This is a genomic window from Neisseria flavescens, assembly GCF_001618065.1.
Taxonomy (GTDB): Bacteria; Pseudomonadota; Gammaproteobacteria; order Burkholderiales; family Neisseriaceae; genus Neisseria; species Neisseria flavescens_A.
In genome coordinates this window covers 1-23835 of sequence record NZ_LAEI01000058.1, presented here as the reverse complement: position 1 = coordinate 23835, position 23835 = coordinate 1, and the positions used below count along the sequence as shown (strand labels likewise).

Annotated in this window: 20 protein-coding genes and 2 pseudogenes; 18 read left to right on the top strand and 4 right to left on the bottom strand. The window is 46.2% G+C overall.

All coding sequences use genetic code 11. The features are described 5' to 3' along the window. The first annotated feature begins 2 nt into the window (after window positions 1-2). From TW89_RS08980 to ubiT, 12 genes and pseudogenes are all read left to right on the top strand, one after another. Window positions 3-1310 carry a DUF262 domain-containing protein gene (locus TW89_RS08980; RefSeq protein WP_128581218.1) on the top strand — a complete coding sequence of 436 codons (1308 nt, stop codon included), beginning with the start codon at window positions 3-5 and terminating at the stop codon, window positions 1308-1310. Continuing rightward, window positions 1297-2076 carry a DUF262 domain-containing protein gene (locus tag TW89_RS08975; RefSeq protein WP_128581216.1) on the top strand — a complete coding sequence of 260 codons (780 nt, stop codon included), beginning with the start codon at window positions 1297-1299 and terminating at the stop codon, window positions 2074-2076. The genes TW89_RS08980 and TW89_RS08975 overlap by 14 nt, the downstream gene beginning before the upstream one ends. A 145-nt stretch (window positions 2077-2221) precedes the next feature. Further along, the gene (locus TW89_RS08970; protein ID WP_164836717.1) at window positions 2222-3196 is read left to right on the top strand and encodes an HNH endonuclease family protein; all 975 of its coding nucleotides are present in this window, start codon (window positions 2222-2224) and stop codon (window positions 3194-3196) included. 157 nt (window positions 3197-3353) lie between these two features. After that, window positions 3354-5096, top strand: a complete 1743-nt coding sequence (locus TW89_RS08965) for a bifunctional alpha/beta hydrolase/class I SAM-dependent methyltransferase (protein WP_128581212.1) — start codon at window positions 3354-3356, stop codon at window positions 5094-5096. Window positions 5097-5163: 67 nt separating this feature from the next. After that, window positions 5164-6451: pseudogene (locus TW89_RS08960) on the top strand (phosphatase PAP2/dual specificity phosphatase family protein). Window positions 6452-6453: 2 nt separating this feature from the next. Further along, window positions 6454-6828: a hypothetical protein gene (locus tag TW89_RS08955; protein ID WP_128581252.1), complete on the top strand. Its 375-nt coding sequence runs from the start codon at window positions 6454-6456 to the stop codon at window positions 6826-6828. A 63-nt stretch (window positions 6829-6891) separates the two neighbouring features. Continuing rightward, a complete protein-coding gene (locus TW89_RS08950; protein WP_128581210.1) occupies window positions 6892-7599 on the top strand; it encodes a lysophospholipid acyltransferase family protein in 708 nt (235 codons plus the stop codon). After that, window positions 7596-8585, top strand: a complete 990-nt coding sequence (locus TW89_RS08945; RefSeq protein WP_128581209.1) for a phosphatidate cytidylyltransferase — start codon at window positions 7596-7598, stop codon at window positions 8583-8585. The genes TW89_RS08950 and TW89_RS08945 overlap by 4 nt, the downstream gene beginning before the upstream one ends. 108 nt (window positions 8586-8693) lie before the next feature. Continuing rightward, window positions 8694-9314: a DUF2238 domain-containing protein gene (locus TW89_RS08940; RefSeq protein ID WP_128581207.1), complete on the top strand. Its 621-nt coding sequence runs from the start codon at window positions 8694-8696 to the stop codon at window positions 9312-9314. 334 nt (window positions 9315-9648) lie between these two features. Beyond that, the gene (ubiU, locus tag TW89_RS08935) at window positions 9649-10656 is read left to right on the top strand and encodes a ubiquinone anaerobic biosynthesis protein UbiU (protein WP_128581206.1); all 1008 of its coding nucleotides are present in this window, start codon (window positions 9649-9651) and stop codon (window positions 10654-10656) included. A 10-nt stretch (window positions 10657-10666) separates the two neighbouring features. Further along, entirely contained in the window at window positions 10667-11584 is a 918-nt protein-coding gene (locus tag TW89_RS08930; protein WP_128581205.1) for a U32 family peptidase, read from the top strand. After that, on the top strand, window positions 11571-12017 hold the full coding sequence (ubiT, locus tag TW89_RS08925; protein ID WP_049323906.1) for a ubiquinone anaerobic biosynthesis accessory factor UbiT: 447 nt from the start codon (window positions 11571-11573) through the stop codon (window positions 12015-12017). Before TW89_RS08930 ends, ubiT begins: the two co-directional genes overlap by 14 nt. A 150-nt stretch (window positions 12018-12167) precedes the next feature. On the opposite strand, the gene ccoP is transcribed toward ubiT, so the two are convergent. The 4 genes and pseudogenes from ccoP to ccoN form a co-directional block, all read right to left on the bottom strand. Further along, window positions 12168-13514, bottom strand: coding sequence for a cytochrome-c oxidase, cbb3-type subunit III (gene ccoP / locus TW89_RS08920; RefSeq protein ID WP_128581203.1), 1347 nt, complete (start codon window positions 13512-13514; stop codon window positions 12168-12170). Next, window positions 13514-13711, bottom strand: a complete 198-nt coding sequence (locus tag TW89_RS08915) for a cbb3-type cytochrome oxidase subunit 3 (protein WP_003748776.1) — start codon at window positions 13709-13711, stop codon at window positions 13514-13516. Before TW89_RS08915 ends, ccoP begins: the two co-directional genes overlap by 1 nt. Window positions 13712-13715: 4 nt before the next feature. After that, the gene (gene ccoO, locus TW89_RS08910) at window positions 13716-14327 is read right to left on the bottom strand and encodes a cytochrome-c oxidase, cbb3-type subunit II (RefSeq protein WP_003748778.1); all 612 of its coding nucleotides are present in this window, start codon (window positions 14325-14327) and stop codon (window positions 13716-13718) included. 24 nt (window positions 14328-14351) lie between these two features. After that, window positions 14352-15784 (bottom strand): annotated as a pseudogene (ccoN, locus tag TW89_RS08905) (cytochrome-c oxidase, cbb3-type subunit I). Between the two features lie 332 nt (window positions 15785-16116). Between ccoN and TW89_RS08900 the strand changes: the two are divergent. The 6 genes from TW89_RS08900 to TW89_RS08875 all read left to right on the top strand — a co-directional run bounded on the left by TW89_RS08900 (window position 16117) and on the right by TW89_RS08875 (window position 23533). Then, a complete protein-coding gene (locus TW89_RS08900) occupies window positions 16117-17868 on the top strand; it encodes a M61 family metallopeptidase (protein WP_128581201.1) in 1752 nt (583 codons plus the stop codon). Between the two features lie 78 nt (window positions 17869-17946). Next, complete coding sequence (locus tag TW89_RS08895; RefSeq protein ID WP_128581200.1) at window positions 17947-18387, top strand: TIGR01244 family sulfur transferase; 441 nt, start codon at window positions 17947-17949, stop codon at window positions 18385-18387. 437 nt (window positions 18388-18824) lie between these two features. Then, window positions 18825-19121 carry a helix-turn-helix domain-containing protein gene (locus TW89_RS08890; RefSeq protein ID WP_128581199.1) on the top strand — a complete coding sequence of 99 codons (297 nt, stop codon included), beginning with the start codon at window positions 18825-18827 and terminating at the stop codon, window positions 19119-19121. 19 nt (window positions 19122-19140) lie between these two features. Then, a complete protein-coding gene (gene glnD, locus TW89_RS08885) occupies window positions 19141-21699 on the top strand; it encodes a [protein-PII] uridylyltransferase (protein ID WP_128581198.1) in 2559 nt (852 codons plus the stop codon). A gap of 789 nt (window positions 21700-22488) precedes the next feature. After that, on the top strand, window positions 22489-22965 hold the full coding sequence (locus TW89_RS08880; protein ID WP_128581197.1) for a pilin: 477 nt from the start codon (window positions 22489-22491) through the stop codon (window positions 22963-22965). Between the two features lie 94 nt (window positions 22966-23059). Continuing rightward, entirely contained in the window at window positions 23060-23533 is a 474-nt protein-coding gene (locus tag TW89_RS08875; RefSeq protein WP_128581195.1) for a pilin, read from the top strand. Window positions 23534-23835 lie beyond the last annotated feature (302 nt).

Genomic DNA, 23835 nt, shown 5'->3' with positions numbered 1-23835 from the left:
ATATGAGCATAGAAAAAGCAGAAATACTCAAGATTGATGACATATTTAAATTAAATTTGAGTATCCCTAATTATCAAAGACCATACAAATGGACAATCAAAAATGTACAACAATTAATCGATGACCTGCTCCAAAATTTTAGGGAGGGGAAAAAAATATACCGCATCGGAACAATTGTTTTAAATAAGAATGAAGACTGTTCTGAAATAGTAGATGGCCAACAGCGGCTTATTACACTCTCGTTATTGCTTCATAAACTGGGGAAGGATGTGTCTCTTTTAAAGGAAAAACCGAATCATAGCATCAGCAAAAATAATATTACAACGAACTATAATTTTCTTAAAAACTATAATTTCACAAATGAATTTAAGGATTACCTCCTTAGCACGTGTGAAATGGTTTGTATTGAATTAGATGACTTAGATGAGGCTTTTCAATTTTTTGATTCACAAAATGCCAGAGGCAAACCTTTAGAATCTTATGACCTCTTAAAAGCCTATCATTTAAGAGACATGAGAGATAAAGACGAGCGGATTATTCACCAATGTGTCGAACGCTGGGAGAAATCTGCAATGTCTAATGATATAAATAATTTAGATAAAATTATCAATTATATCTTATTTAGACTTCGCCGCTGGCATTACAAAGAGAATGCAGAAATATTTACATCAGATGAATTAGATACATTTAAAGGCGTTCATGAAAAAGTTGATTATCCTTACTTACACGGAATATTAGCTACTCATACCATACAAAAATTATTACATGAAAATCCATTTTTATATGGATCAATATCAGCATTTCAGGCCACACAAGTGTTAATCAATGGAAAATATTTCTTTGATTACATTGAACATTATACAGCCATCTATGAAAAACTATTCAAAGAAAAGGATGGATTGTTAGATAAAATTCATTCTATTAATGGAATTGATTTAGAAAAAGGAGTAATGGCTTTTTTAAACAATCATAAATACAGCTATCGAACTGGTGATAAATACATTAGAAATTTATTTGAATGTACCGTATTGTTCTACTTTGATAAATTTGGAGAAAGCTACTTTGAAGAATTTATAACCAAAGCTTTTCTATGGGCTTACCGTACTCGGATAGAATATCAGCGCATTACCTTCACGACCATTGAGATTAAGAAGGCTCATGCTCCAGCCGGATTAATTTCTTATATTGAAAGATCCATCACACCCGAACAAGTAATGAGTTTTATTCAAAAAACTAAAAAAGTTAAATTTTCAGAACATGTAGACAGTACAATAAAAGAGATTTTGGATATTAAAGATGAAAACAAATAATGATTACGTAAAAACATTAACCATAAATGAATTATTGAATAAAGACAAATATATTATTCCTATTTATCAACGTAATTACGCATGGGGAGATAATGAGATCAGCCTTCTTATCCAAGACCTATGGAATGCATATGAGAAAAATAAGAATAATTATTATATTGGCAGCTTAATCATTTACAAAAGAGAAAATGGAGATTTAGAAGTCATAGATGGACAACAACGATTGACCACACTGACTTTAATCATGCACTACTTAAAATCAGATACCTTTGTTAGTAATGTATCCTTTGAGCATAGAAATGACTCCGACAATGCCTTAGGGCATCTTGACTCTGACTCCATACCTGATGTTTTTAAAAATGCTTTAAAATCAATAAAAAAATATTGGGAAACTGAGAGAACAGAAAAAGAAGGAATGGGTTTGGCAGAGTTCTTACAAGAAAACGTTAAAATTATTAGAACCGAAGTACCCGAAGACACCGACCTCAATCATTACTTTGAAATTATGAATACGCGGGGAGAGCAATTAGAAAAACATGAGATTATCAAGGCTGCTTTAATGGAGGTTTTAGACACAGATAGTGAACGCTCTATTTTCGCCAAAATTTGGGATGCGTGTTCTGACATGAGCCGATATGTTGTAATGGGGATTAATTTATCACTTAGAGAAAATATTTTTGGCAAGAATTGGGAAAATACTATTCCAAAAAATTTAATGAAATTATTGAGAATATTGCTGATGCAAAAAAACTCAACATTCAGATAACGGCTCCGCAAATGAAGAACAATCGATTCTTCAATTAATAACCGCCGATAATGGGGATATCCACTCCTCCCAAGAACAACCAAACGAGCAGACAGATGGGCGTTTTAATTCCGTTATTGATTTCCCTAACTTCTTAATGCATATCTTGAAAATTTATCTAGAAAAATTTCCTACTGGCATTAACGAAATTACCTTTAAAGAGATTCCTCTGGATGAAAAAGAACTTTTGTATACTTTTCACAATGAAGACTGGAACAAAGAAAAGATTGTAAATTTCATAGATACATTGCTATCTTGTCGATATTTATTTGATAAATATATTATTAAGTCAAATTCACTACGTTCAGAAAATGAGCATTGGTCTTTATGGGAAATCAAAAAAGAAGAATCAAAGAATTATTACTATAAAAATGTTTTTGGTATCGACAATGGCGATTCCATTGATACTCAAGAAACCAATGATAAAACCAAGAATGCAATAATGTTGCTTTCTATGTTTCATGTTTCTAATCCATCCCGAATCTATAAAAACTGGCTATATGCTACATTGCGTTGGTTATTCGAGAATAAGAAAAGTATTACTCAAGAGACATATATTCAGTTTCTTGAAAATCTTTGTGATAAATTTTATTTTGAAAACAACTGCAATGGAAACAGGGATTTTATGAAAATTATCTTAAATGATAATTACACCATCTCTTCAGTACATAAGTCTTGGAATGATGGAGTAAACGTCCCAAATTTTGTATTTAATCGCTTGGATTATCAATTATGGAAATATCAAGACAAGGTAGAGGTCTTTTCAGCTATTGACCAATCTAAACAATCTATCTGGAAAAATTTTAGATTTAGTTTTAGAAGCTCGGTTGAGCACCATTACCCACAAAATCCCTCTCAAGATTTTGGCCTAGATAAATTAGATACAAATGTCTTAGATAATTTTGGCAATCTATATTTGTTATCTCAAAGTAAAAATTCCAGTTTCAGTAATAAACTTCCAGATTGGAAACGGCAGTATTACAAAGAAAAGGATACTTATGATAGCTTAAAACAAGCTATTATGATGAGTTACGAAAACTGGACAGAAAGCGAGATAAAAGATCATGAAAAAAAATGCTAAAAATCTTAAATGAACCACTGACTGACTCATCGTATCGACCATAATCGGCACTTAACATATCTCCCCATCATTGCATTCGTCCGTCTATAGGATAGTCATTGCATTTATTCGATATGTCATGATACTGTTCAAAAAATATGACTATTAGGAGTTTCTCATGTCCGAACAGCAAAAATACTTTTCTACCCAAGACGGTACTTCGCTTTTCTACCGCTATCGCCCTGCTGCCGATGGTTCTTCCGACAAAGCCATTGTGCTGTTCCATCGCGGACATGAGCACTCCGGCCGGATGATGTTTGTGGCGGACGAGTTGGATTTTGATGATTTTGCCTATTTTGCTTGGGACGCACGTGGTCATGGTTACAGCCCTGGTGAACGCGGCGATAGTCCGAGTATCGGCACTTCGGTTTCAGATGTGGACGATTTTATCCGACACATTCAAAGCAAATACGGTATCAAACCTGAAAACATTTGTGTGATTGCGCAAAGTGTCGGTGCGGTATTGGTTTCTACTTGGTTGCACGATTACGCGCCGAAGATCCGTTGCGCCGTATTGGCTTCGCCTGCGTTCAAAGTCAAACTCTATGTTCCGTTTGCCCGTACCGGTTTGAAAATCATGCAAAAATGGCGTGGCAATTTCTTTGTCAACAGCTACGTCAAAGCCCACTATCTGACCCACAATGTCGAACGTCAAAAAAGCTACGACAATGATCCGCTGATTGCCCGCGCTATTTCTGTGCGCATCCTGCTTGGTTTATACGAAGCCGCTGAACGCGTCGTTGCCGATGCACAAGCGATTACTACGCCTATACAACTGTTGATTTCAGGCAGCGATTGGGTCGTTCATCACAAACCGCAACACGATTTCTACAACCGTTTGGGCAGCCATATTAAAGAACGCCATATATTGCCCGGTTTCTATCACGACACGTTAGGCGAGCAAGACCGTGAAATTGCTTTTGTTGAAATGCGCCGTTTTATCCGCGAGCGTTTCAATCAGCCTTTGCAACAAGTCGATCTGACTCAAGCGCACTTGTTCGGAGACAGCCGTCGCGAAGCTGACGAACTGGCAACGCCTTTGCCTATTTGTACGCCTCGTGGCGCATTTTGGGCAACATATCGCGCCTCGCTCAAACTGGGTTCGCGCTGGAGTGAAGGCTTGAGAATTGGTCAAAAAACAGGTTTTGATTCGGGCAGCACGCTGGATTACGTCTACCGCAATCAACCACAAGGCAGCAACGCTTTCGGTGTATGGGTGGACAAATACTATCTCAACGCCATCGGCTGGCGCGGCATTCGCCAACGCAAAGTCAATATCGGCAAAGCCATTCAGACGGCCTCTGCCAAACTGCGTGAAGCAGGCAAACCTGTACACGTTTTAGATATTGCGTCCGGTCATGGCCGCTATGTATTGGATGCTTTGACTGCCGACACATTGCCTGATTCCGTACGCCTGCGTGATTACAGTCCGATTAATGTTGAAGCCGGCCGCAAGCTGATTGCAGAACGCGGCTTGCAAGACACGGTTACCTTTAACGAGGTCAATGCCTACGACCGCGCCAATTATCACGATTTACAGCCGCGTCCAACGCTGGGTATCGTCTCCGGCCTGCACGAATTGTTTTCCGACAACGATTTGATTTTGAACTCGCTCTACGGCTTCGGTGAAGCCATTGAAACGGGCGGCTACCTGATTTACACCGGCCAGCCGTGGCATCCGCAACTGGAAATGATTGCCCGCGCCCTGACCAGCCACAAAGCAGGCAGCCCAAACTGGGTAATGCGCCGCCGCAGTCAGCAGGAAATGGATCAGTTGGTTGAAAAAGCCGGTTTTGAAAAAATCCATCAATGGATAGACGAAGACGGTATTTTCACCGTGAGTCTAGCTGTGAAGAAATAATAAAATACAGGCCGTCTGAACATTTTTTTAACTTTCAGACGGCCTTATTTAAACCATGTACCTATCCATGAAACCCTCCCTCAAAACCTCCCTGCTCAAGCTGATTTCAGTCGGTATCCTGTTTTACACTAGCTACGGCTTCTCCAACCATTATGCGGCATCGCTGGACTATGTGCCTGAAATCGCTTTTGCATGGGAGAGCAATATTCCGTTTTGGGCATGGACGATTGTACCTTATTGGTCGCTGAACCTGATGTATGCCGCGGCATTTTTTCTTTGCCGTGATACACATGAACAAAACCGATATGTAGCGCACCTTGTAGCCGCCCAACTGATTGCGACTGTTTGCTTTGTGCTGTTTCCGCTGAGTTTCGGGTGGCCTAAACCGCCTGCCGATGGGCTATCAGGCTGGCTGTTTGTATTCATTGGCTGCATTTGTATTTGCCATATAACCAAGCGCCATCTTTGCATATTGCGTTGGCAATTATCGTGGTGCATTTTATTGGACGCGCTTTCCTAAAATCCGCCTGCCGCTTTTCTTATGGCAAAGCCTGATTGCCTTGTCGGTACTGACAACTTATCAACATCATTTTATTGACGTGCCGACCGGAGCATTGCTTGGCTGGCTGGTGTTGTGGGCTTTCCCGCATCAGATGACTTCGCCGTTAAGACTGGGATCGCATGATGTACGCTCAAGAAAGATTGCGCTTCTGTATTTGCTTGGTGCGTGTTTGATGGCTTTGCCTACGCTGCTGGGTGGTGCATGGCTGTGGTTGATATGGATGAGCGTGTCTTTGCTGATGGTGGCCTTTGCCTATTTGACTGGAAATGCAAACATATTCCAAAAACAGGCTAACGGTAAACTATCGGCGGCAGCGACGGTTTTGCTGTTGCCTTATCTGGTGGGCGTACGGCTCAACATGGCGTATTGGTTACGTGGTAACGCGAAAACGGCACAAGTCCGCAATGATGTATTGATTGGCAGCATTTTGGGAATTTCAAATCATCTGCCTGCCGTATTGGATGTATGCGCCGAATATCCCTGCCGTAGCTATCAAGGAGAATATCGCACTCTGCCTTTACTGGATATGGTAACGCCGTCTGAAAACGATTTGGTTCAGACGGCCTTGATATTGGAAACCTTGCGCCAAAAACACGGCAAAGTGCTGGTATGTTGCGCTTTGGGTTATGGAAGAAGTGCCGCAGTGGTGCTGACGTGGCTGCTGGTCTATGGTGGCTGCAAAAACTTGGCGCAAGCGAAGGCCGAACTCAAACAGGCTCGGCCGCAAATGGTATTATCGCCGGCCACCGCCCAAGCAGTTGAAGCTGCGGCCAACCGTTTAAAACAAGGATAATGATGGACAACGTAACTGATAGCCGTATTACTGCCCACCTGCTCTCTACCGCACATTATGTTGCCGCCTGCAACGCTCTGCTGCTCGCCTTGTCGGCAAAATATGGCGGCGCATGGTTTGCGGTGCAACTTGTCTTGGCAGCGGTTTTGTTGTACTGCCATATCCGCATTCACTTTGACCGCCGCGTATTCCAAGACTTTGCCGACAACCGCTACTCTCCTGAAGACTTTGACCACGCCTTACAGCAAAACGGTTTGCGTCAAACTTCAGGCAGCCGTACTTTGACCCAACGGATAAACGGCGCACTTTCCTTATGGCGCAAAAGCTTATACCTGACCGCCGCACAATTTTTAATTTTGCTTATCCAAAGCATTTGATTATTTTTGCTGATTTACCCAAACCAAATCTAGAGCGGTATCTCATTTCAAAAGGCAGAAACAATGAAAAACTTCCTCAAAAAACAACTTGCCTGGCTGACCGACCAAGCCTTATGCCTGTCGGTCTCTTTTCTTACGGGCGTACGCCCTAAAAGCCCGCGCGAGCTGACATTCAATCAGCACCAAAAAGTCTATTACGCCAATCACGGCAGCCATGGCGATTTTGTATTGGTGTGGATTTCTCTGCCCCGCCGCTGGCGCTTGTCCACGCGCCCTGTCGCCGGTTCGGATTACTGGCTGACGAGCAAACTCAAACGCTTCATCATTCAAAACGTTTTCAATGCCTTGCTGATTCCGCGCCATAGCGATAATCCGCAAGCGATTACCGAACAGATGAAAGACGCGCTGAACGCAGGCGACTCCTTGATTATTTTCCCTGAAGGCACGCGTAATATTGACGACAACACCATCCTGCTGCCGTTCAAGTCCGGCATTTATCATCTGGCGAAAAGCAAACCCAATACCGAATTTGTGCCGATTTGGATAGACAACATCAGCCGCGTACTGCCCAAAGGCAAAATCCTGCCTATACCGCTTTTGTGTGAAGTCCATATCGGACAGCCGCTTACCTTGCAAGAAAACGAAGACAAAGACAGCTTTTTGACACGCAGCCGTGAAGCATTGCTGGCACTCAGGCCGTCTGAAAACGACCGCAGCGAACTTTGCCAAAATGAATCTGAAGTTCAGCAAAACAAAGGAGGACAAGCATGAGCCTTTCTACGACTTCCCAACAAATCATTGTCGAACAAGCCGCCGCTCATCTGACTCCGCAAGCCAGCTATATTTTTGTCGGCGTATTTGCCGTATTGTGTTTTGCCAGCATCATCGGACAATGGCTCAAGCGCAAAAACGGCGCAGATAATGCCACCATTGCCAACCTCAACGCCCGTATTTACGCATGGTGGCTGATGACGTTGGTGTTGCTGGGCGCGTTTTGGTTCGGAAAAATCGGGACGGTTGTACTGTTTTTCCTGATTTCATTTGCCGCACTGCGCGAGTTTATGACCCTTGTCTATCGCCGACGCAGCGACTATTACAGCATGGTGGTCTGCTTTTACCTGCTGCTGCCGGTGCAATACTATTTCGTCTATGACGGCTGGTACGGTATGTTCAGCATTTTTATTCCGGTTTACGGCTTTTTGATACTGCCGATTATTGCCAGCCTCAGCGGCCAAACCGCGCATTTTTTGGAACGCGCCGCCAAAACGCAATGGATGGCGATGATTTGCATCTTCTGTCTGTCCCATGTTCCGGCGCTGATGTTTCTAGACTTGGACGGCTTCGATAATAGCAACAATATCCTGTTGCTGATCTTCCTGATTGGCGTAGTGCAAGTATCGGATGTATTGCAATACGTTTGGGGCAAACTGATTGGCGGTGCAAAAATCATGCCCTCGCTTTCCCCGTCCAAAACCATTTCCGGCACTGTCGGCGGTATTTTATCGGCAACGGCCATTGCCGCGCTGATGGCACCGATTACACCGTTCTCCCACGGCCAAGCGGCCGTTATCGGCTTTATCGTCTGCCTGATGGGCTTCTTTGGCGGCCTGGTTATGTCTGCCATCAAACGCGATTACGGTGTCAAAGACTGGGGCAATATGATACGCGGCCACGGTGGCATGCTTGACCGCGTGGATTCGATTTGTTTTGCCGCACCCGTGTTCTTTCATATCGCCCGTTATTTCTGGAACGGCTAAACTTCAGGCCGTCTGAAAGCTGTTTTCAGACGGCCTTGAATGTCTAAAACTGCCAGCCCTGCCAATTCGTTATACAATACGCGCCCATTATTACTACATACACACAACATGAATAAACCCTCTCCAATCTTTCCCATTTTTCTTGCTACGATTATCTTCTCCCTTATTGTTTGGTCAGGTATCAATCCCCATGACCGCGCGGTCTGGTACGCCGAAATCATTCCCGTAGCATCCGTATTCTTCCTTCTGGTTGCCACCTACCGCATTTTCCGCTTCAGCAACCTGGCCTACTTATTCATGAGTTTCTGGCTGATCATGCATTCCATCGGTGCATACTACACTTTTGCCGATGTACCGTTTGAATCCATCAACCGCTTTTTTGAACCAATTTTGGGCGAAAACCGCAATCATTACGACCGTATTGCCCATTACATCATCGGCTTTTATGCCTATCCAATGGCTGAATGGCTGCTGCGCCGCAAACTGTGCAACCTGCCGTTGGCCTTATTTTTCTCCCTATTCTTCATTATGAGCGTGGCTGCCGCCTATGAAATCATTGAATGGCAATATGCCGTCATCGACGGCGGAGAGGCCGGACTGGAATTCTTGGGTTCTCAAGGCGATATTTGGGACGCGCAAAAAGACATGCTTGCCGATACTTTGGGCGCGTTAACTTCTCTGTTTATTTTTGTGTTTACCCGACCCGATAAACGCTTGGGTTTCTCTTAAATCTACCCCTTTAAAGCGAAAGGCCGTCTGAAACCAAATTTTCAGACGGCCTTTTTTCATTTTTCTATCACCATTATTGTAAAAATTAATAAATACGATAGTTAAAAACATAAGCCGATTTTGAAACAAAATCCGTCATCAAAATTTTTAAGCACATGAAATATATAAAAAACAACGTCTGTTAAGATTTTGTAAACAATATGTCTACGTCAACCTGAATTTTTCGATTTGATTTAAGTCAGCATATCTTGTGTCATTAATCCATAAAATATCCGGAATTCTACAAAATATTGATTAACCCGATAGAGGTTATCATCAAGACGAGGAACACAAAATGCAGAAAATTCCAGAATTGGTCTGCCCCGCCGGCAATCTGCCTGCACTGAAAACCGCTGTGGACAACGGTGCGGACACGGTTTACATAGGTTTGAAAGATGCGACCAATGCACGAAACTTTCCGGGACTGAATTTCGATATGAAATCTGCGCGGGAAGGCGTAGCTTACGCCCATGCGCGCGGGCGCAATGTACTGATGGCCATCAATACATTCGCACAAGCCGGCCAAGTGGAGCGTTGGCACGCTGCTGTGGATACGGCGGCGGATTTGGGTGCCGATGCGATTATTGTTGCCGACCCCGCCATCATGGCGTATGCGGCAGACAAACATCCGAATTTACGCCTGCATATGTCGGTACAAGGTTCGGCCACCAATTACGAAGCCATCAATATGATGAAAGAGCTGTTCGGCATCCGTCGTGCCGTTTTGCCGCGCGTGCTGACCATCGATCAGGTCAAACATGTGATTGACAATACTGATGTGGAAATTGAAGTCTTTGGTTTCGGCAGTTTGTGTGTGATGGTGGAAGGCCGTTGCATCTTGTCGAGCTATGCAACAGGCGAATCGCCCAATATGCAAGGTGTCTGCTCTCCGGCAAAATCCGTCCGCTGGGAACAACTGCCCGACCGCATGAACGTACGTCTAAACCAGGTATTGATAGACCAATACAAACCCAATGAACCGGCAGGTTATCCAACCTTGTGCAAAGGCCGCTTTGAAGTCAATGATGAAACCTACTATGCTTTGGAAGAACCGACCAGCCTGAATGTTTTGGAAATGTTGCCCGAACTCATCAAAATCGGTGTATCCGCCATCAAAATCGAGGGACGCCAACGCAGTCCGATGTATACGGCGCAAGTAACCAAATCCCTGCGCCAAGCACTGGATGCAGCCGCAACCGACCCGTCGCATTTCAAAGTCAATCCGTCCTGGAACAATGCCTTGAGCAAAGTTTCGGAAGGTCATCAGACAACTTTGGGCGCATACAACCGCCCATGGAAATAAGGGGAAGAAAATGAATTCATTGAAATTGTCGCTGGGCCCTATTTTATTTTTCTGGCAAAAAGAAGCCCTGCTAGAATTTTACGTTTCCATGCTGGATACGCCGTTGGACACTGTTTATTTGGGTGAGGTAGTCTGCTCACGCCGTCAGAAAATGCGCTTTGCCGACTGGTTCGGACTGGCTGAAGACTTGGCGGAAAGCGGTAAGGAGATTATTCTTTCTTCACAAGTCCTGCTTGAAAGCGAATCCGATCTGAAACGCCTGCGCAAAATCACGGAGCAGGGAAAGTTTAAAGTTGAAACCAACGACATGGGTGCGGTCAAATTGGCACGCGAACATGGCATCCCGTTTGTTGCCGGCGCAAGCCTGAATATCTACAACGAAACTACTTTGGACGTATTCCGAAAATTAGGGGCATTCCGCTGGATTGCACCGTCCGAGCTGAGCCGCGATAAGGTTGCCGAAATCATCAAGGCTTCAGACGGCATTGAAACCGAACTCTTCGCTTGGGGCAAAATGCCGCTTGCCTATTCATCACGTTGCTTTACCGCCCGCCATTACAATTTGAATAAAGACAGTTGCGAGTTCCGCTGCCTCGACCACGAGCACGGTATGGCCATGAATACGCGCGAAGGCCAGCCGTTTCTCACCATAAACGGCATCCAAACCATGTCTTACGGCTGCCAAAACCTACTGCCCCACCATGAAGACTTAAATAAAATCGGCGTGAATATGCTCAGACTGTCGCCACAAATGCACGGCATGGCTGAAATTATCCAAATTCACCGCGATGTATTGGACGGAAAAGCCACATGGGAAGATGTCCGCCCCGAGTTGGAACAACTGACTACCGGAACACTGGTTGATGGCTATTGGCGCGGTCAGCCCGGTATTGAAACCGTGAAGGAGGCATATTATGGCGCTGCCTGAAATCATATTACCCAAATGGATGGCAAAAATCGGTACCAAACTTCCCGGCAAACCTCCACGCTTTGTTTTGGTCTCCGTATTGAATACCATGCTGAAAAAAGGTTTACTACCTGCCGATATGGAACTTTTTGCCGGAAGAAAATTCGAAATCGAAGTTTTGGATGCCGGTATCAAAGTGCGGTTTAGTGCCGATACGGAAAAATTCCTGGACGACAACTTCAGCGGTGCCCCCGATCTGAGGCTGGCCGCCAACGGTATAGACTTCATGCGCATGATGATGCGCGAGGAAGATCCCGATACCTTATTTTTCAACCGTAAATTGCAAATCGAAGGAGATACGGAACTGGGGTTAATTACCAAAAACTTACTCGACAGCGTCGAGTGGCCTTTCAGCGAATGGTTCCTGAAACGCAGTACGTCCACTTTGGATTGATTAATCTTGGTTGAAACAAGAACAAAGGCCGTCTGAATGTTTCAGACGGCCTTATATATTTCATCTCTTTGATATGTCTTCTCTTATTGGTTTTATCAAATATAAAAAAGCGTACCTTATTAGGTACGCTTTTTCTAATCCGACTCAAAATTAGAATTTTGCACCGGACTCATTTGCCATAAAGTCTACAGCCGCTTTAACCTCATCGTCACTCAAGCTGCTGTTGCCGCCTTTGGCAGGCATTGAATTAAAACCTTCAAGCGCGTGTTTGTGCAAAGTATCTTTACCTTGCTTAATTCGAGGAGCCCAGTCGTCTTTTTTACCGACAGCAGGTGCACCCGGAATCATACCGCCATGACATGTTTTACAGTTGGCTTCAAAAACAGCTTTGCCGTCTACCTTAACCGGAGCTGCTTCTGCTTTTTCAGCAGGTTTGGCTTCAGCAGCCGGAGCAGCTTTAGCATCTGAAGCAGCTTTATCGGCAGCAGGAGCCGAAGCAGCCGCCGGAGCAGAAGCATCGGCAGGTTGAGCTACCGGAGCAGGCTCAGCTTTTTTAGCAGGAGCTTTTTTACCGTCTTTGTTGGACAAACCCCAAACATAAGCGGTCATGATGTGCAGCTTGTCTTTGTCGAGGAAGTGACCCCAAGCAGGCATTTGGCTGCTTCGGCCGTTGGTAATGGTTTCGGTAATCGCTTTTTGAGTACCGCCCCACAACCATACATCGTCGGTCAGGTTTGGACCAAGACCTTGTATACCTTGACCTTTATCGCCGTGACAAGTGAAACAGTTGGCAGGTGGGCCGCTAAACAGGGCTTTACCGCGCTCTGCACGTTCTTCGTCGTATTGACCTTTAGGTTTAGAAAGGGACATAACATATTGTGTTACGTTTTTCACGCCTTCTTCACCCAAAGCAGGACCCCATGCCGGCATAGAGGCAGTACGGCCTTTTTCAATGGTTTCCTGAATTTTTTCAGGTTCGCCACCCCACAACCAATCGTCGTCGGTCAAATTCGGGAAGCCTTTGGAGCCTTTGGCATCTGAGCCGTGACATTGGATACAGTAGGTATTGAAAAGGTTTTGTGCAATAGCACGGGCTTCAGGGTCTTTAGCCACTTTCTCAATCGGCATATTGGAAAATTTAGCATACACTTTACCGTATTGCTGATTGGCTTTGGCAACTTCTTCTTCATATTGACCATGGCTGCTCCAGCCCCACAGGCCTTTGTAATCGCCGATACCTGGATACATAATCAGGTAGCCGACGCCAAACAGCCATGTGCAGACATAAAGCCAAAACCACCAACGTGGCAGAGGGTTGTTGTACTCCGAAATACCGTCCCACTCATGACCTGTGGTTTTTACTTCTTCGCCTTTTTTAGGGCGTTTCACAACGTTTTGCGAAAGCAGAAGCCAAGCCAGGCCGATGAAGCTGAGCACGACGATAACGGCAATATATATACTCCAGAAACTACTGGTAAATTGGGATGTTGTGTTCATTATTTTGCTCCGTGATCACGGACTGACTGAGCTTGATCGTCCTTTTCAGACGGCCTTTGTTCGTCATTATCGAAAATACTGCTGGCAGCATCGTCATAGTTTTTCTTATTGCGTCTATTGAACACAATATAGAGAACTAAAATAAAGCTGATAAATACCCAAACAGTAAAGAGCGAGCGAGCCCAGTTAGCGTCCATGATGTTACCTTACGTTTTTCAATGCCAAGCCCAAGCCTTGCAGATAGGCAATAACAGCGTCCAGCTCTGATTTGTTAGCCAGCATTTCAGGTGCTTTGGCAATTTCTTCATCGCTGTAAGGTGTACCCACTTTACGCAGGGCTTTCATATGCGCCACAGTTGCCTCGGCATCGACTTTATTGCGTGCGAGCCATGGGAATGCAGGCATATTGGACTCCGGCACAACGTCGCGCGGGTTCAGCAGGTGGATGCGGTGCCATTCATCGGAATAACGGCCGCCAACACGAGCCAAATCCGGACCGGTACGTTTAGAACCCCATTGGAACGGATGGTCATAAACAGACTCACCGGCAACAGAGTAATGACCGTAACGTTCAGTTTCTGCACGGAATGGACGAATCATTTGAGAGTGGCAGTTGTAGCAGCCTTCGCGCACATAAATATCGCGACCGGCCACTTGCAGGGCATTATATGGTTTCACGCCGGGTGCAGGTTCGGTAACTGCCTTGGTGAAGAACAGCGGAACAGCCTCAATCAGAAGGCCGACGCTGACTACAAGCAGGGTGAATACAATCAGTACACCGACTTTTTCTTCAGCTAATTGTTGTAATTTCATTTTGGTAGCCTATCTTTCTTGTCATTAGTGGTGTTGAGTTTGAGAAACCGCAGGAATCTCAGCATCAACTGCTTTACCACTGATAGCAGTACGGTAAACGTTATATGCCATGATGCACATACCGCTCAGGTACAGAAGACCGCCGGTGAACGAATCATGTAGTAAGGCATGGTACGTTTTACGGATTCAACGAAGGAATAAGTCAGCGTGCCGTCGTCATTCAAAGAACCCCACATCAGACCTTGCATTACGCCGGCAATCCACATTGCAGCGATATACAGAACCACGCCGATAGTCGCGATCCAGAAATGCGCCTCAACCAATTTGGTGCTGTACATTTCATTTTTGCCGAACAAGCGGGGAATCATATAGTAAACGGAACCGATGGTTACAAAGCCCACCCAGCCCAATGCGCCGGCGTGAACGTGTGCAACAGTCCAGTCGGTGTAGTGGCTCAGAGCGTTAACGGTTTTGATAGACATCATCGGGCCTTCGAAGGTAGACATACCGTAGAAAGACAGAGAAACGATCAAGAATTTCAAAATCGGGTCGGTACGCAGTTTGTCCCATGCGCCGGACAGAGTCATGATACCGTTGATCATACCGCCCCAAGAAGGTGCAAACAGGATCAAAGACAATACCATACCCAAAGATTGAGTCCAGTCAGGCAATGCAGTGTAGTGCAAGTGGTGAGAACCAGCCCACATATAAGTGAAAATCAAAGCCCAGAAGTGAACGACGGACAAGCGGTAAGAGTAAATCGGACGGCCCGCTTGTTTAGGTACGAAATAGTACATCATACCCAAGAAGCCGGCTGTCAGGAAAAAGCCCACCGCATTGTGGCCATACCACCATTGAACCATCGCATCAATCGCACCTGCGTAAACCGGATAAGATTTCATCAAACCGGCAGGGATGCTGATATTATTGACGATGTGCAACAGCGCAACGGCCAAAATAAAGCCGCCGTAGAACCAGTTGGCAACGTAAATATGTTTGATTTTACGTTTGGCAATCGTACCGAAGAATACGATTGCGTAGGCAACCCACACCAGCGTAATCAAAATGTCGATAGGCCATTCCAACTCGGCGTATTCTTTACCTTGGGTGTAACCCATAGGCAAGCTGATGGCCGCAGCTACGATAACGGCCTGCCAACCCCAGAAGGTAAATGCAGGCAACCAACCGCCAAACAGACGGGTATTACATGTACGTTGAACAACGTAGTATGATGTACCGATCAAACCGCAACCGCCGAATGCAAAAATAACCGCATTGGTGTGCAGAGGACGCAGGCGACCGAAGTGGAACCAAGGTCCGATATTGGATAAATCGAGGGCCGGAGCAAAAAGCTGGGCAGCGACGATAACGCCGACCAACATGCCCACAATACCCCAAACTACAGTCATGATGGCGAACTGGCGCACCACTTTGTAGTTATAAGTTTGTGTGTCCATGGAAGTCTCCATAAATTATGGGTATAAAAAATTTTTATCTCACCCTAACCCCTGCATTTACGAAAAGCGCAATACGGCCAAGGCTCAAATTTTTCTAAATTTAACATAGACACCACAACATGCCAAGCAAAATTACATTCCATATTGCATAAAACCTTTAGTGAGACATAATCTCATTTCTTTTATAATCAAGAAATTATTTAAACATATCCAATAAATCGGGCACAGCATTTTTTCAAGCCCCCTTTTTCGTACAGTTTTATTGATATAGATTAAACCTACCCTTTAAAACCCCTTCCTCTTAATAAACTTTAGCAAATTAACCAATAGCCATGATTAATTACAAAATTACCCCCAACTTTCTGTCTCATGAATGGCACATCACCTTATCATTCACTCAAACCAATGATTCTGAAACAGAAATCAGCCTGCCGAACTGGGTTCCCGGCAGCTACCTCATCCGTGACTTTGCCCGCCACATCACGCACATCAGCGCGCGTTGCAACAGCAAAGCCCAGCCACTGACGCAAACCAGCAAAAACCATTGGCAAACCCCTGCCCTCAGCGGAGCGTGGGAAATTTACTACACTGTTTACGCATTCGACTTATCAGTTCGCGGCTCATTCCTCAGTACCGAGCGCGGCTTTTTCGACGGCGCATGCCTCTTCTTAAAAGTCCACGGACAAGAATACCGGCCACATCAAATCGAATTTTCCACCTTGCCCCACACATGGCAGATAGCTACCACACTGCCCCAAACCTCGGCAACCACTTTTCAGACGGCCTCATACGCCGAGCTTATCGACCACCCGGTTGAAACAGGCATCATCGAATTTCTCGAATTTGAAGCACAAGGTATCCCACACCGTATTGCATTAAGCGGTATCTATCCCGATTTTGACCGAGCCCGCTTCCTCGCCGATATTCAAAAAATCTGCGAAACCGAGTTAGCGATGTTCCCCTCCCCTGCCCCGTTTTCCGAATACCTTTTCCTATTACATCTAGGCGACAACCTTTATGGCGGACTGGAACACATCAGCAGCACCGCCCTACTCGCCGACCGCCACAGTCTGCCATCTTACGATATGGGCGAAGCCGACAAAGCCTATACCGAATTGCTCGGCCTTTTCTCCCACGAATACTTCCACGCATGGAACGTCAAATCCATCAAACCAGCCGTATTCGCACCTTACAACCTCGACCAAGAAAACTACACCGAGCAACTTTGGGCATTTGAAGGCATTACCTCCTACTACGACGACCTCTTTCTTGCCCGAAGCAAAACCATCAGCCCCGAAGCCTACCTTACCCTGCTTGCACAAGGCATCACACGCGTCCAGCAGACACAAGGCCGTCTAAAACAAACACTTGCTCAATCCAGTTTCAGCGCATGGGACAAGTTCTACAAACAAGACGAAAACAGCCCCAACGCCATTGTCAGCTACTATCAAAAAGGCGCACTGGCCGCACTTTGCCTCGACCTTATCATCCGTGAAAAAAGCCAAGGCAAATACACCCTCGACAGCGTGATGCAGCAACACTATCGCGACTGGTGCAACACCCATCAAGGCATACCAGAAAAACACTGGCAATCCCGTTGCCAAGAAATGACCGGTTTAGATTTAGAAACCTTCTTTCAGACGGCCTTATACAGCACCGATAACCTTCCGCTCGTAGAATGCCTGCAAAGCGTAGGTGTCAAACTCGACTTTATTCCCCTGCCACGCCAGCACGGCGGAGCATTTGCCAGCGAACCCCAATCGGTTGCCCCCGCCAACGATTTGGGCGCACGTTTCAAACAAAACAGCGACCATGCCGTCCTGACTCATGTATTTAATGGCGGCAGCGCAGAAAATGCCGGACTCTGCCCGCAAGACAAAATCATCGCCCTAGGCGGCTATGCCTGCAACGACCTTGCAACGCAGTGGAGCAAACTGCCTATCGGAACGCGCACCACCATCCATTTCTTCCGCCAAGGCCTGTTGCGCGAAACCAGCATCACAGTTCAAGCAGCAGAAGCCAATACCGCCCTGCTGCACATTACCGATCGACAAAAACTCGAAAACTGGTTGTACAATCATTAAATAAAACTTCAGACGGCCTGCCACATCCTAGGCCGTCTGAAATCAACATATCCATTTAATATAAAGAAAGGAAAAACTATGCCCATCCGTAAACTGACCGACACCCTCTATATCGCCCCTCAACTGACCGAAGCCGATGTCCAAGAAGCCGTACGTCTCGGTATCCAAACCGTCATCTGCAACCGCCCGGACGGCGAAGAAGAAAACCAACCAGCTTTTGCCGAAGTGCAAAACTGGTTTAAAGAGGCCGACATCAACCAATTTTCCCACCAACCCGTCGTTGCGCCTCAAATCAACGCAGCCGATGTTGCAGCCTTCCAAAATCTGTTGCAACAATCCCCGGCTCCCATTCTTGCCTTCTGCCGCACAGGCACTCGCTGCTCCCTGCTTTGGGGTTATCATCAAGTGCAACACGGCGCATCTGTAGCCGAAGTAGTTGCCGCAGCCGAACAGGCAGGTGTCAACCTCAGCAACTTTGAAGCCCGCCTGCAAGAAGCCAAAGATAAAGGTTTGGCTTAATACTTAATTTATATAGTAAGTAGCAGCCTTTAAACCGATCAGGCCGTCTGAAACCCATTTTTCAGACGGCCTGATAACTTTTATTCACAATCAAACCTTATTTTTAATTTATTTCCACTATCCTAAAAATATATTTTCTAAATCAAGCCCGAATTGACCTGTATCAATACCCCAACCCTATTTTCATTTATAATGCCTTTCAATACTTCAGGGCCAAGCCCGAATCCTCCAGTTTTCCTCTATAAGAGCCAGCTCTCTTATTAAATGATTTTTCTTTCCTCTTGATGTGTGTGTGTTTGGGTGTGGCCGAAAGCCACCCCCTTTTTTTATACCTACCCCCTTTAAGGCCGTCTGAAAACTTTCAGACGGCCTTTCCTTTCCCCTCACAAAAATAGTATAAAATCCCCTTATCATTCAAACCACGAACCCAAAATACCATGGTCAACAAACTCACTCCCCCTCCCAGCCTGCCCGATCCGCAAGACCTCCGTGCCGTTATCGCCTACAACATGCGCCTATACCGCGTCAACTACGGCTGGTCGCAAGAAGAACTCGCACGCCAATGCGGACTCGACCGCACCTACGTCTCCGCCGTCGAACGCAAACGCTGGAACATCGCCCTTTCCAACATTGAAAAAATCGCATCTGCACTCAAAATCGCCCCTTACAAACTTCTCCTTCCACCACAAGAAATGCTCCGCCAAATGACCGAGCCTGCCGACACCCAAGCCTAATTCACAGCCAGATACCATCATGACCGCCGCCCAACAAGCCATTCAAACCTACCGGCAGCAAAAAGCCACAGCAGAAACTGCCTACCGCCAAAACAACCGCCCTACCGCTTACTTCCGCGACCATATCGCCGCTGCCGAAACCCTGCTGCAAACCCTCTGGCAAATCCATTTCCCCAACAGCAATGACATCAGTCTGATTGCCATCGGCGGCTTCGGACGTTGTGAACTCTACCCCCATTCCGACTGGGACTTAGCGATTATTTCCTCCACTCCTTTTTCAGACGACCTGCAACAACAAACCACCCAATTTATCCAAACCCTTTGGGACGCACGCCTCAATCCGGCCATCAAAAGCGGCAGCATAGAAGAAATCCTCCAAAGCACCCAAAACGACATTACCGGTGAAACCGCCTTTCTAGAAGCGCGCTATCTCCAAGGCAATACCAACCTTACCACCCAACTTCTAAACAAACTCAACACACGCCGCGACACAGCCGCCTTTATCGAAGCCAAACTCCTCGAAATGGAGCAACGCCATACCAAATCCCAAGGCACAGGCGCACAACTCGAACCCAACATCAAAACCTGCCCCGGCGGCCTGCGCGACATCCACACCCTTATCTGGACAGCCAAAGCACAAGGCATAGACAGCAACCCCACCGCCCTCGTTACCGCCGGCGTCCTTACACGCACCGAAGCCGGCATGCTGGCCCATGGCTACCGCCGTCTCGCCAATATCCGTATTCACCTCCACCTTACCGCCGACCGCCCCGAAGATAGGCTGCTTTTCGACTACCAATCCCAAGTTGCCGAAAGCTTAGGCTATACCCAACCCGACATCCGCGGCAGAAGCGAAGCCCTGATGCACACCTTCTACCGCGCCACCAAAGCCATCAAACAACTCAACGGCATCCTCATTCCGGTTCTCAAAAACCATCAAACCTCCAGCCGTCCCCAACATATCCACCCCATCGACAGCCACTACAAACGCATCGGCCACCAAATCGCCGCCAACGACCTTGCCCTGTTTGAACAAAATCCTGAACACATCTTCACCATCATCCAAACCATGCAGGAGCAAAACATCACCACCATCGAGCCGCAAACCCTGCGTGCATGGTGGGCGGCCACACGAAAAATCAACACCCGTTTCACCCAAAATCCAGAAAACCGTCGCCGCTTCATCCAATTCTTCAAACACGGCACCGGCCTTACCCAAACCCTCCGTTTTCTCAACCTCTACGGCGTACTTGGCCGCTATCTCCCCGCATGGGAAAAAATCACCGGCCTGCTCCAACACGACCTCTTCCATATTTACCCCGTAGACGACCACATCCTGACCGTCGTCCGCAATATGCGCCGTCTCGCCATCGAAACCCACAGCCACGAAATGCCCGAGGCCAGCGCCATCATGCAGGCCTATCCGCGACCATATGTCCTCTACACCGCCGCCCTGCTGCACGACATCGCCAAAGGCCGTGGCGGCGATCACGCCAACGAAGGCATCAAAGACGCACAACAATTCGCCGCCAACCACTACTACACCGAAGAAGAAAGCCACCTCCTCGCATGGCTGGTTGAAAACCACCTGCTCATGTCCACTGTTGCCCAAAAAGAAGACATCCAAGATCCCCATGTCCTCCAAGCTTTCTGCCGCCGCATTCCCACACGCGAATACCTCGACGCACTCTACCTGCTTACCATTGCCGACATCCGCGGCACCAACCCCAAACTTTGGAACACATGGCGCGCCAGCCTGCTCCAAACCCTCTACCACAGCACCGCCGCCGTTTTAAACAGCAAACACCACGATCCCGAACGCCTCCCCAACCGACGCGAACAAGCCTCGACCGATCAGCTCACGCGCGCGGCCGTTCCCCTCAAAAACCAACAAAAACTCCGCCGCATACTCGGCAGCGCATACTACGTCCGCCATCAGACACGGGAAATCCTCTGGCACACCGCAAACCTCGCCTACGACACCGAAAGTCCGGCCGTCCGCAGCCGCATCCTTCCCCAAAGCAACAGCCTTCAAGTCATGGTGTTCATGCCCAATGGTGACCGCCTCTTTGCACGCCTCTGCCGCATCTTCAGCAGCCACCGTTTCGACATCCAAGCCGCCCGCGCCTTCATTACCGAGCACGACTACATCCTCGACACCTTTATCCTGCAACTTCCCGACAATCTCCCGCCCGAAGAATATCCCGACCGCCAAAGCGCACTCGAAGCCGAACTCAACAGCTTCATCCACGGCAATACCACCGTCAAAAAACAAAGCGGCCGCCCACACATCAGTCGCCGCATCCGCCATATTCCTATTCTGCCTACCGTAATCATCACCCCCGAAGAAGATTATCCCGGCTGGCACACCATAGACATCACCGCCGTCAACCGCCCCCACCTCCTCGCCGACATCGCCGAGACCTTCTTCGCACACAACATCAGCCTGCGCTACGCCAAAATCACCACCTTGGATCAGCGCATTGAGGACAGCTTCATTACCTACAGCCCATCCCTACAAGACCCGCAAACCCAAAACACCCTAAAACAGGCATTGATCGAAGTCTTAACCCCATAAAGGCCGTCTGAACATCTTAAAAACATAGGGTGAGCATTTTTTGCTCACCCTAATCACATCCAAATTATAAACATCCTGAATATACCCTTCTCAAACACTCAAGAAATCCAAAGCCTTAAAATGCGAACCAAAACTTCCTTCTGACATAAAACTACATTCCAAAATCATAACCTATATGAATATAATTCTAATAACAAATTTTCATTCACCTATTACACCAAACCCTCCTTAAAAATCCTTCCTGCCAAATCTTTTCCCCATTCATATTCAAACAAAATACGCATACAAAATAAAACCCATAAAAACAAAAAAATAAAATCACAAAATATTAAACCTACCGATTAATCCATAAAGATACCGTCTATCTAAATCAATTAACATATTATTGAACAAGCTTAATTTCTGACAAAAAACGTCACACACCCAAACTCGCACACACTCCCTGTCACAAAAAACACAAAACTGACAAAAAACGTCAACCACCCAATTTCCCTAAAATTCTGAAACTTTCAAACAAAACCACACAAAACTTAAAAATCAAAAAATAATTCCAATAAAAACAATAAACAAAAAATAAAAAATAATTTTTTTAATCAGTTTTGCGCACTTGGCACACCGACTGCTTGGAACAACACGTCCGATAAGGCCCAAGCCTCAAAGCAGCAAGCCCGACGGAAGCTGTATATTCCTTCTTACTTTATGGTTTACTCATAATACATAGTGCCAAGCACATTACGGACTTTTTACTTAAACATAATTATTCACACTTTCAAACTGGAGTTTTAATCAATGAAAGCAATCCAAAAAGGTTTCACCCTGATCGAATTGATGATCGTTATCGCCATCTTGGGCATCTTGGCCGTAATCGCTCTGCCTGCGTACCAAGACTACACTATCCGCGCCAAAGTATCTGAAGGCTTGGGATTAGCTGAACCTGCTAAATTAGCTGTAGCCGAAACAGCTGCTGCTCTTGATGGCTTAAGTAGTGTTACAGCCTATACTACTGGTACAACTGATAAAGCCAAAATGGGTAATACAGGCTACAAATTTGTACCAACTAAATATGTTAAGAGTATTGACATTGCAAATGGTGGGGTAATTACAGTTACCACCCAAGCCACTGGTGCAACAGAAGATCCAGTATTCACATTGACCCCAAGTCAAAATGGTGCCACAGCAGGTACCTCAGATTCAGAAGCTCCTTTGAGTTGGAGTTGTAAATTTACTGGTGGCGAACCTAAACACGTTCCTGCTAACTGCCGCTAATATTGGTATTGCAGTCTAAAATATAAGCAAATCCCATAACGCGGTTATGGGATTTGCTTTATAAAAATAAAAAACTTGAAAACGATACACTCAAATGAATACCCCATTTCAAGCCCAAAAAGGTTTTACCCTGATTGAGCTGATGATAGTGATCGCCATCCTCGGTATTCTGGTTGTTGTCGCCGTGCCTACCTACCAAAACTATATCGGCAGGGCACAAGCCTCCGAAGCACTATACCTTGCCGATGACCTGAAAACCGAAATCAGCATCGCTTCAGCGGTAAATAACCGCCTGCCCAATGCAGAAGATGTCAGCAAACAAGGCATAATCGGCGTTACTGCTCAACGCATCGGCGGCACATACATCCAAAACGGTGGCGTAACCGTAGAAGCAGATACAGGCAAAATCAGCATTCCTTTCGATAAAGGGCAAAACAAAGGCAAAGTCCTGACCCTGACTCCTTATCGAATTAACAATGACTCGACTTGGTTGTTTAACTGGCAATGCGGCGGAACACTGGATCCGATGATGATTCCCGCCATGTGCCGAGACAACTCAAACGGATAACGACCAAGCATATACCTTAAGAAAAACACAAAAATACATTGCGAAGAAAACACCCCAAACAAAGCCAAATACAAACGCGGAAAACGAATCAAAGCAAAAGAACAAAACTCTCCAAAACAAGGTCATTAAGAGCCTGAATCATCACATTACGAAAATAAATGCCGTCTGAAATTCATTTTCAGACGGCCTGAGACCTTTGCAAAATTCCCCAAAATCCCCTAAATTCCCACCAAGACATTTAGGGGATTTTCCATGACCACCTTCTTTCAACAAACCGCCCAAGCCATGATCGCCAAACACAT

What these genes read in the sequence shown, in the direction of transcription:
- TW89_RS08980 (WP_128581218.1), top strand. Translation starts at nt 3, where the DNA reads ATGAGCATAGAAAAAGCAGAAATACTCAAGATTGATGACATATTTAAA.
- TW89_RS08975 (WP_128581216.1), top strand. Translation starts at nt 1,297, where the DNA reads ATGAAAACAAATAATGATTACGTAAAAACATTAACCATAAATGAATTA.
- TW89_RS08965 (WP_128581212.1), top strand. Translation starts at nt 3,354, where the DNA reads ATGTCCGAACAGCAAAAATACTTTTCTACCCAAGACGGTACTTCGCTT.
- TW89_RS08955 (WP_128581252.1), top strand. Translation starts at nt 6,454, where the DNA reads ATGGACAACGTAACTGATAGCCGTATTACTGCCCACCTGCTCTCTACC.
- TW89_RS08950 (WP_128581210.1), top strand. Translation starts at nt 6,892, where the DNA reads ATGAAAAACTTCCTCAAAAAACAACTTGCCTGGCTGACCGACCAAGCC.
- TW89_RS08945 (WP_128581209.1), top strand. Translation starts at nt 7,596, where the DNA reads ATGAGCCTTTCTACGACTTCCCAACAAATCATTGTCGAACAAGCCGCC.
- TW89_RS08940 (WP_128581207.1), top strand. Translation starts at nt 8,694, where the DNA reads ATGAATAAACCCTCTCCAATCTTTCCCATTTTTCTTGCTACGATTATC.
- ubiU (WP_128581206.1), top strand. Translation starts at nt 9,649, where the DNA reads ATGCAGAAAATTCCAGAATTGGTCTGCCCCGCCGGCAATCTGCCTGCA.
- TW89_RS08930 (WP_128581205.1), top strand. Translation starts at nt 10,667, where the DNA reads ATGAATTCATTGAAATTGTCGCTGGGCCCTATTTTATTTTTCTGGCAA.
- ubiT (WP_049323906.1), top strand. Translation starts at nt 11,571, where the DNA reads ATGGCGCTGCCTGAAATCATATTACCCAAATGGATGGCAAAAATCGGT.
- ccoP (WP_128581203.1), bottom strand. Translation starts at nt 13,514, where the DNA reads ATGAACACAACATCCCAATTTACCAGTAGTTTCTGGAGTATATATATT.
- TW89_RS08915 (WP_003748776.1), bottom strand. Translation starts at nt 13,711, where the DNA reads ATGGACGCTAACTGGGCTCGCTCGCTCTTTACTGTTTGGGTATTTATC.
- ccoO (WP_003748778.1), bottom strand. Translation starts at nt 14,327, where the DNA reads ATGAAATTACAACAATTAGCTGAAGAAAAAGTCGGTGTACTGATTGTA.
- TW89_RS08900 (WP_128581201.1), top strand. Translation starts at nt 16,117, where the DNA reads ATGATTAATTACAAAATTACCCCCAACTTTCTGTCTCATGAATGGCAC.
- TW89_RS08895 (WP_128581200.1), top strand. Translation starts at nt 17,947, where the DNA reads ATGCCCATCCGTAAACTGACCGACACCCTCTATATCGCCCCTCAACTG.
- TW89_RS08890 (WP_128581199.1), top strand. Translation starts at nt 18,825, where the DNA reads ATGGTCAACAAACTCACTCCCCCTCCCAGCCTGCCCGATCCGCAAGAC.
- glnD (WP_128581198.1), top strand. Translation starts at nt 19,141, where the DNA reads ATGACCGCCGCCCAACAAGCCATTCAAACCTACCGGCAGCAAAAAGCC.
- TW89_RS08880 (WP_128581197.1), top strand. Translation starts at nt 22,489, where the DNA reads ATGAAAGCAATCCAAAAAGGTTTCACCCTGATCGAATTGATGATCGTT.
- TW89_RS08875 (WP_128581195.1), top strand. Translation starts at nt 23,060, where the DNA reads ATGAATACCCCATTTCAAGCCCAAAAAGGTTTTACCCTGATTGAGCTG.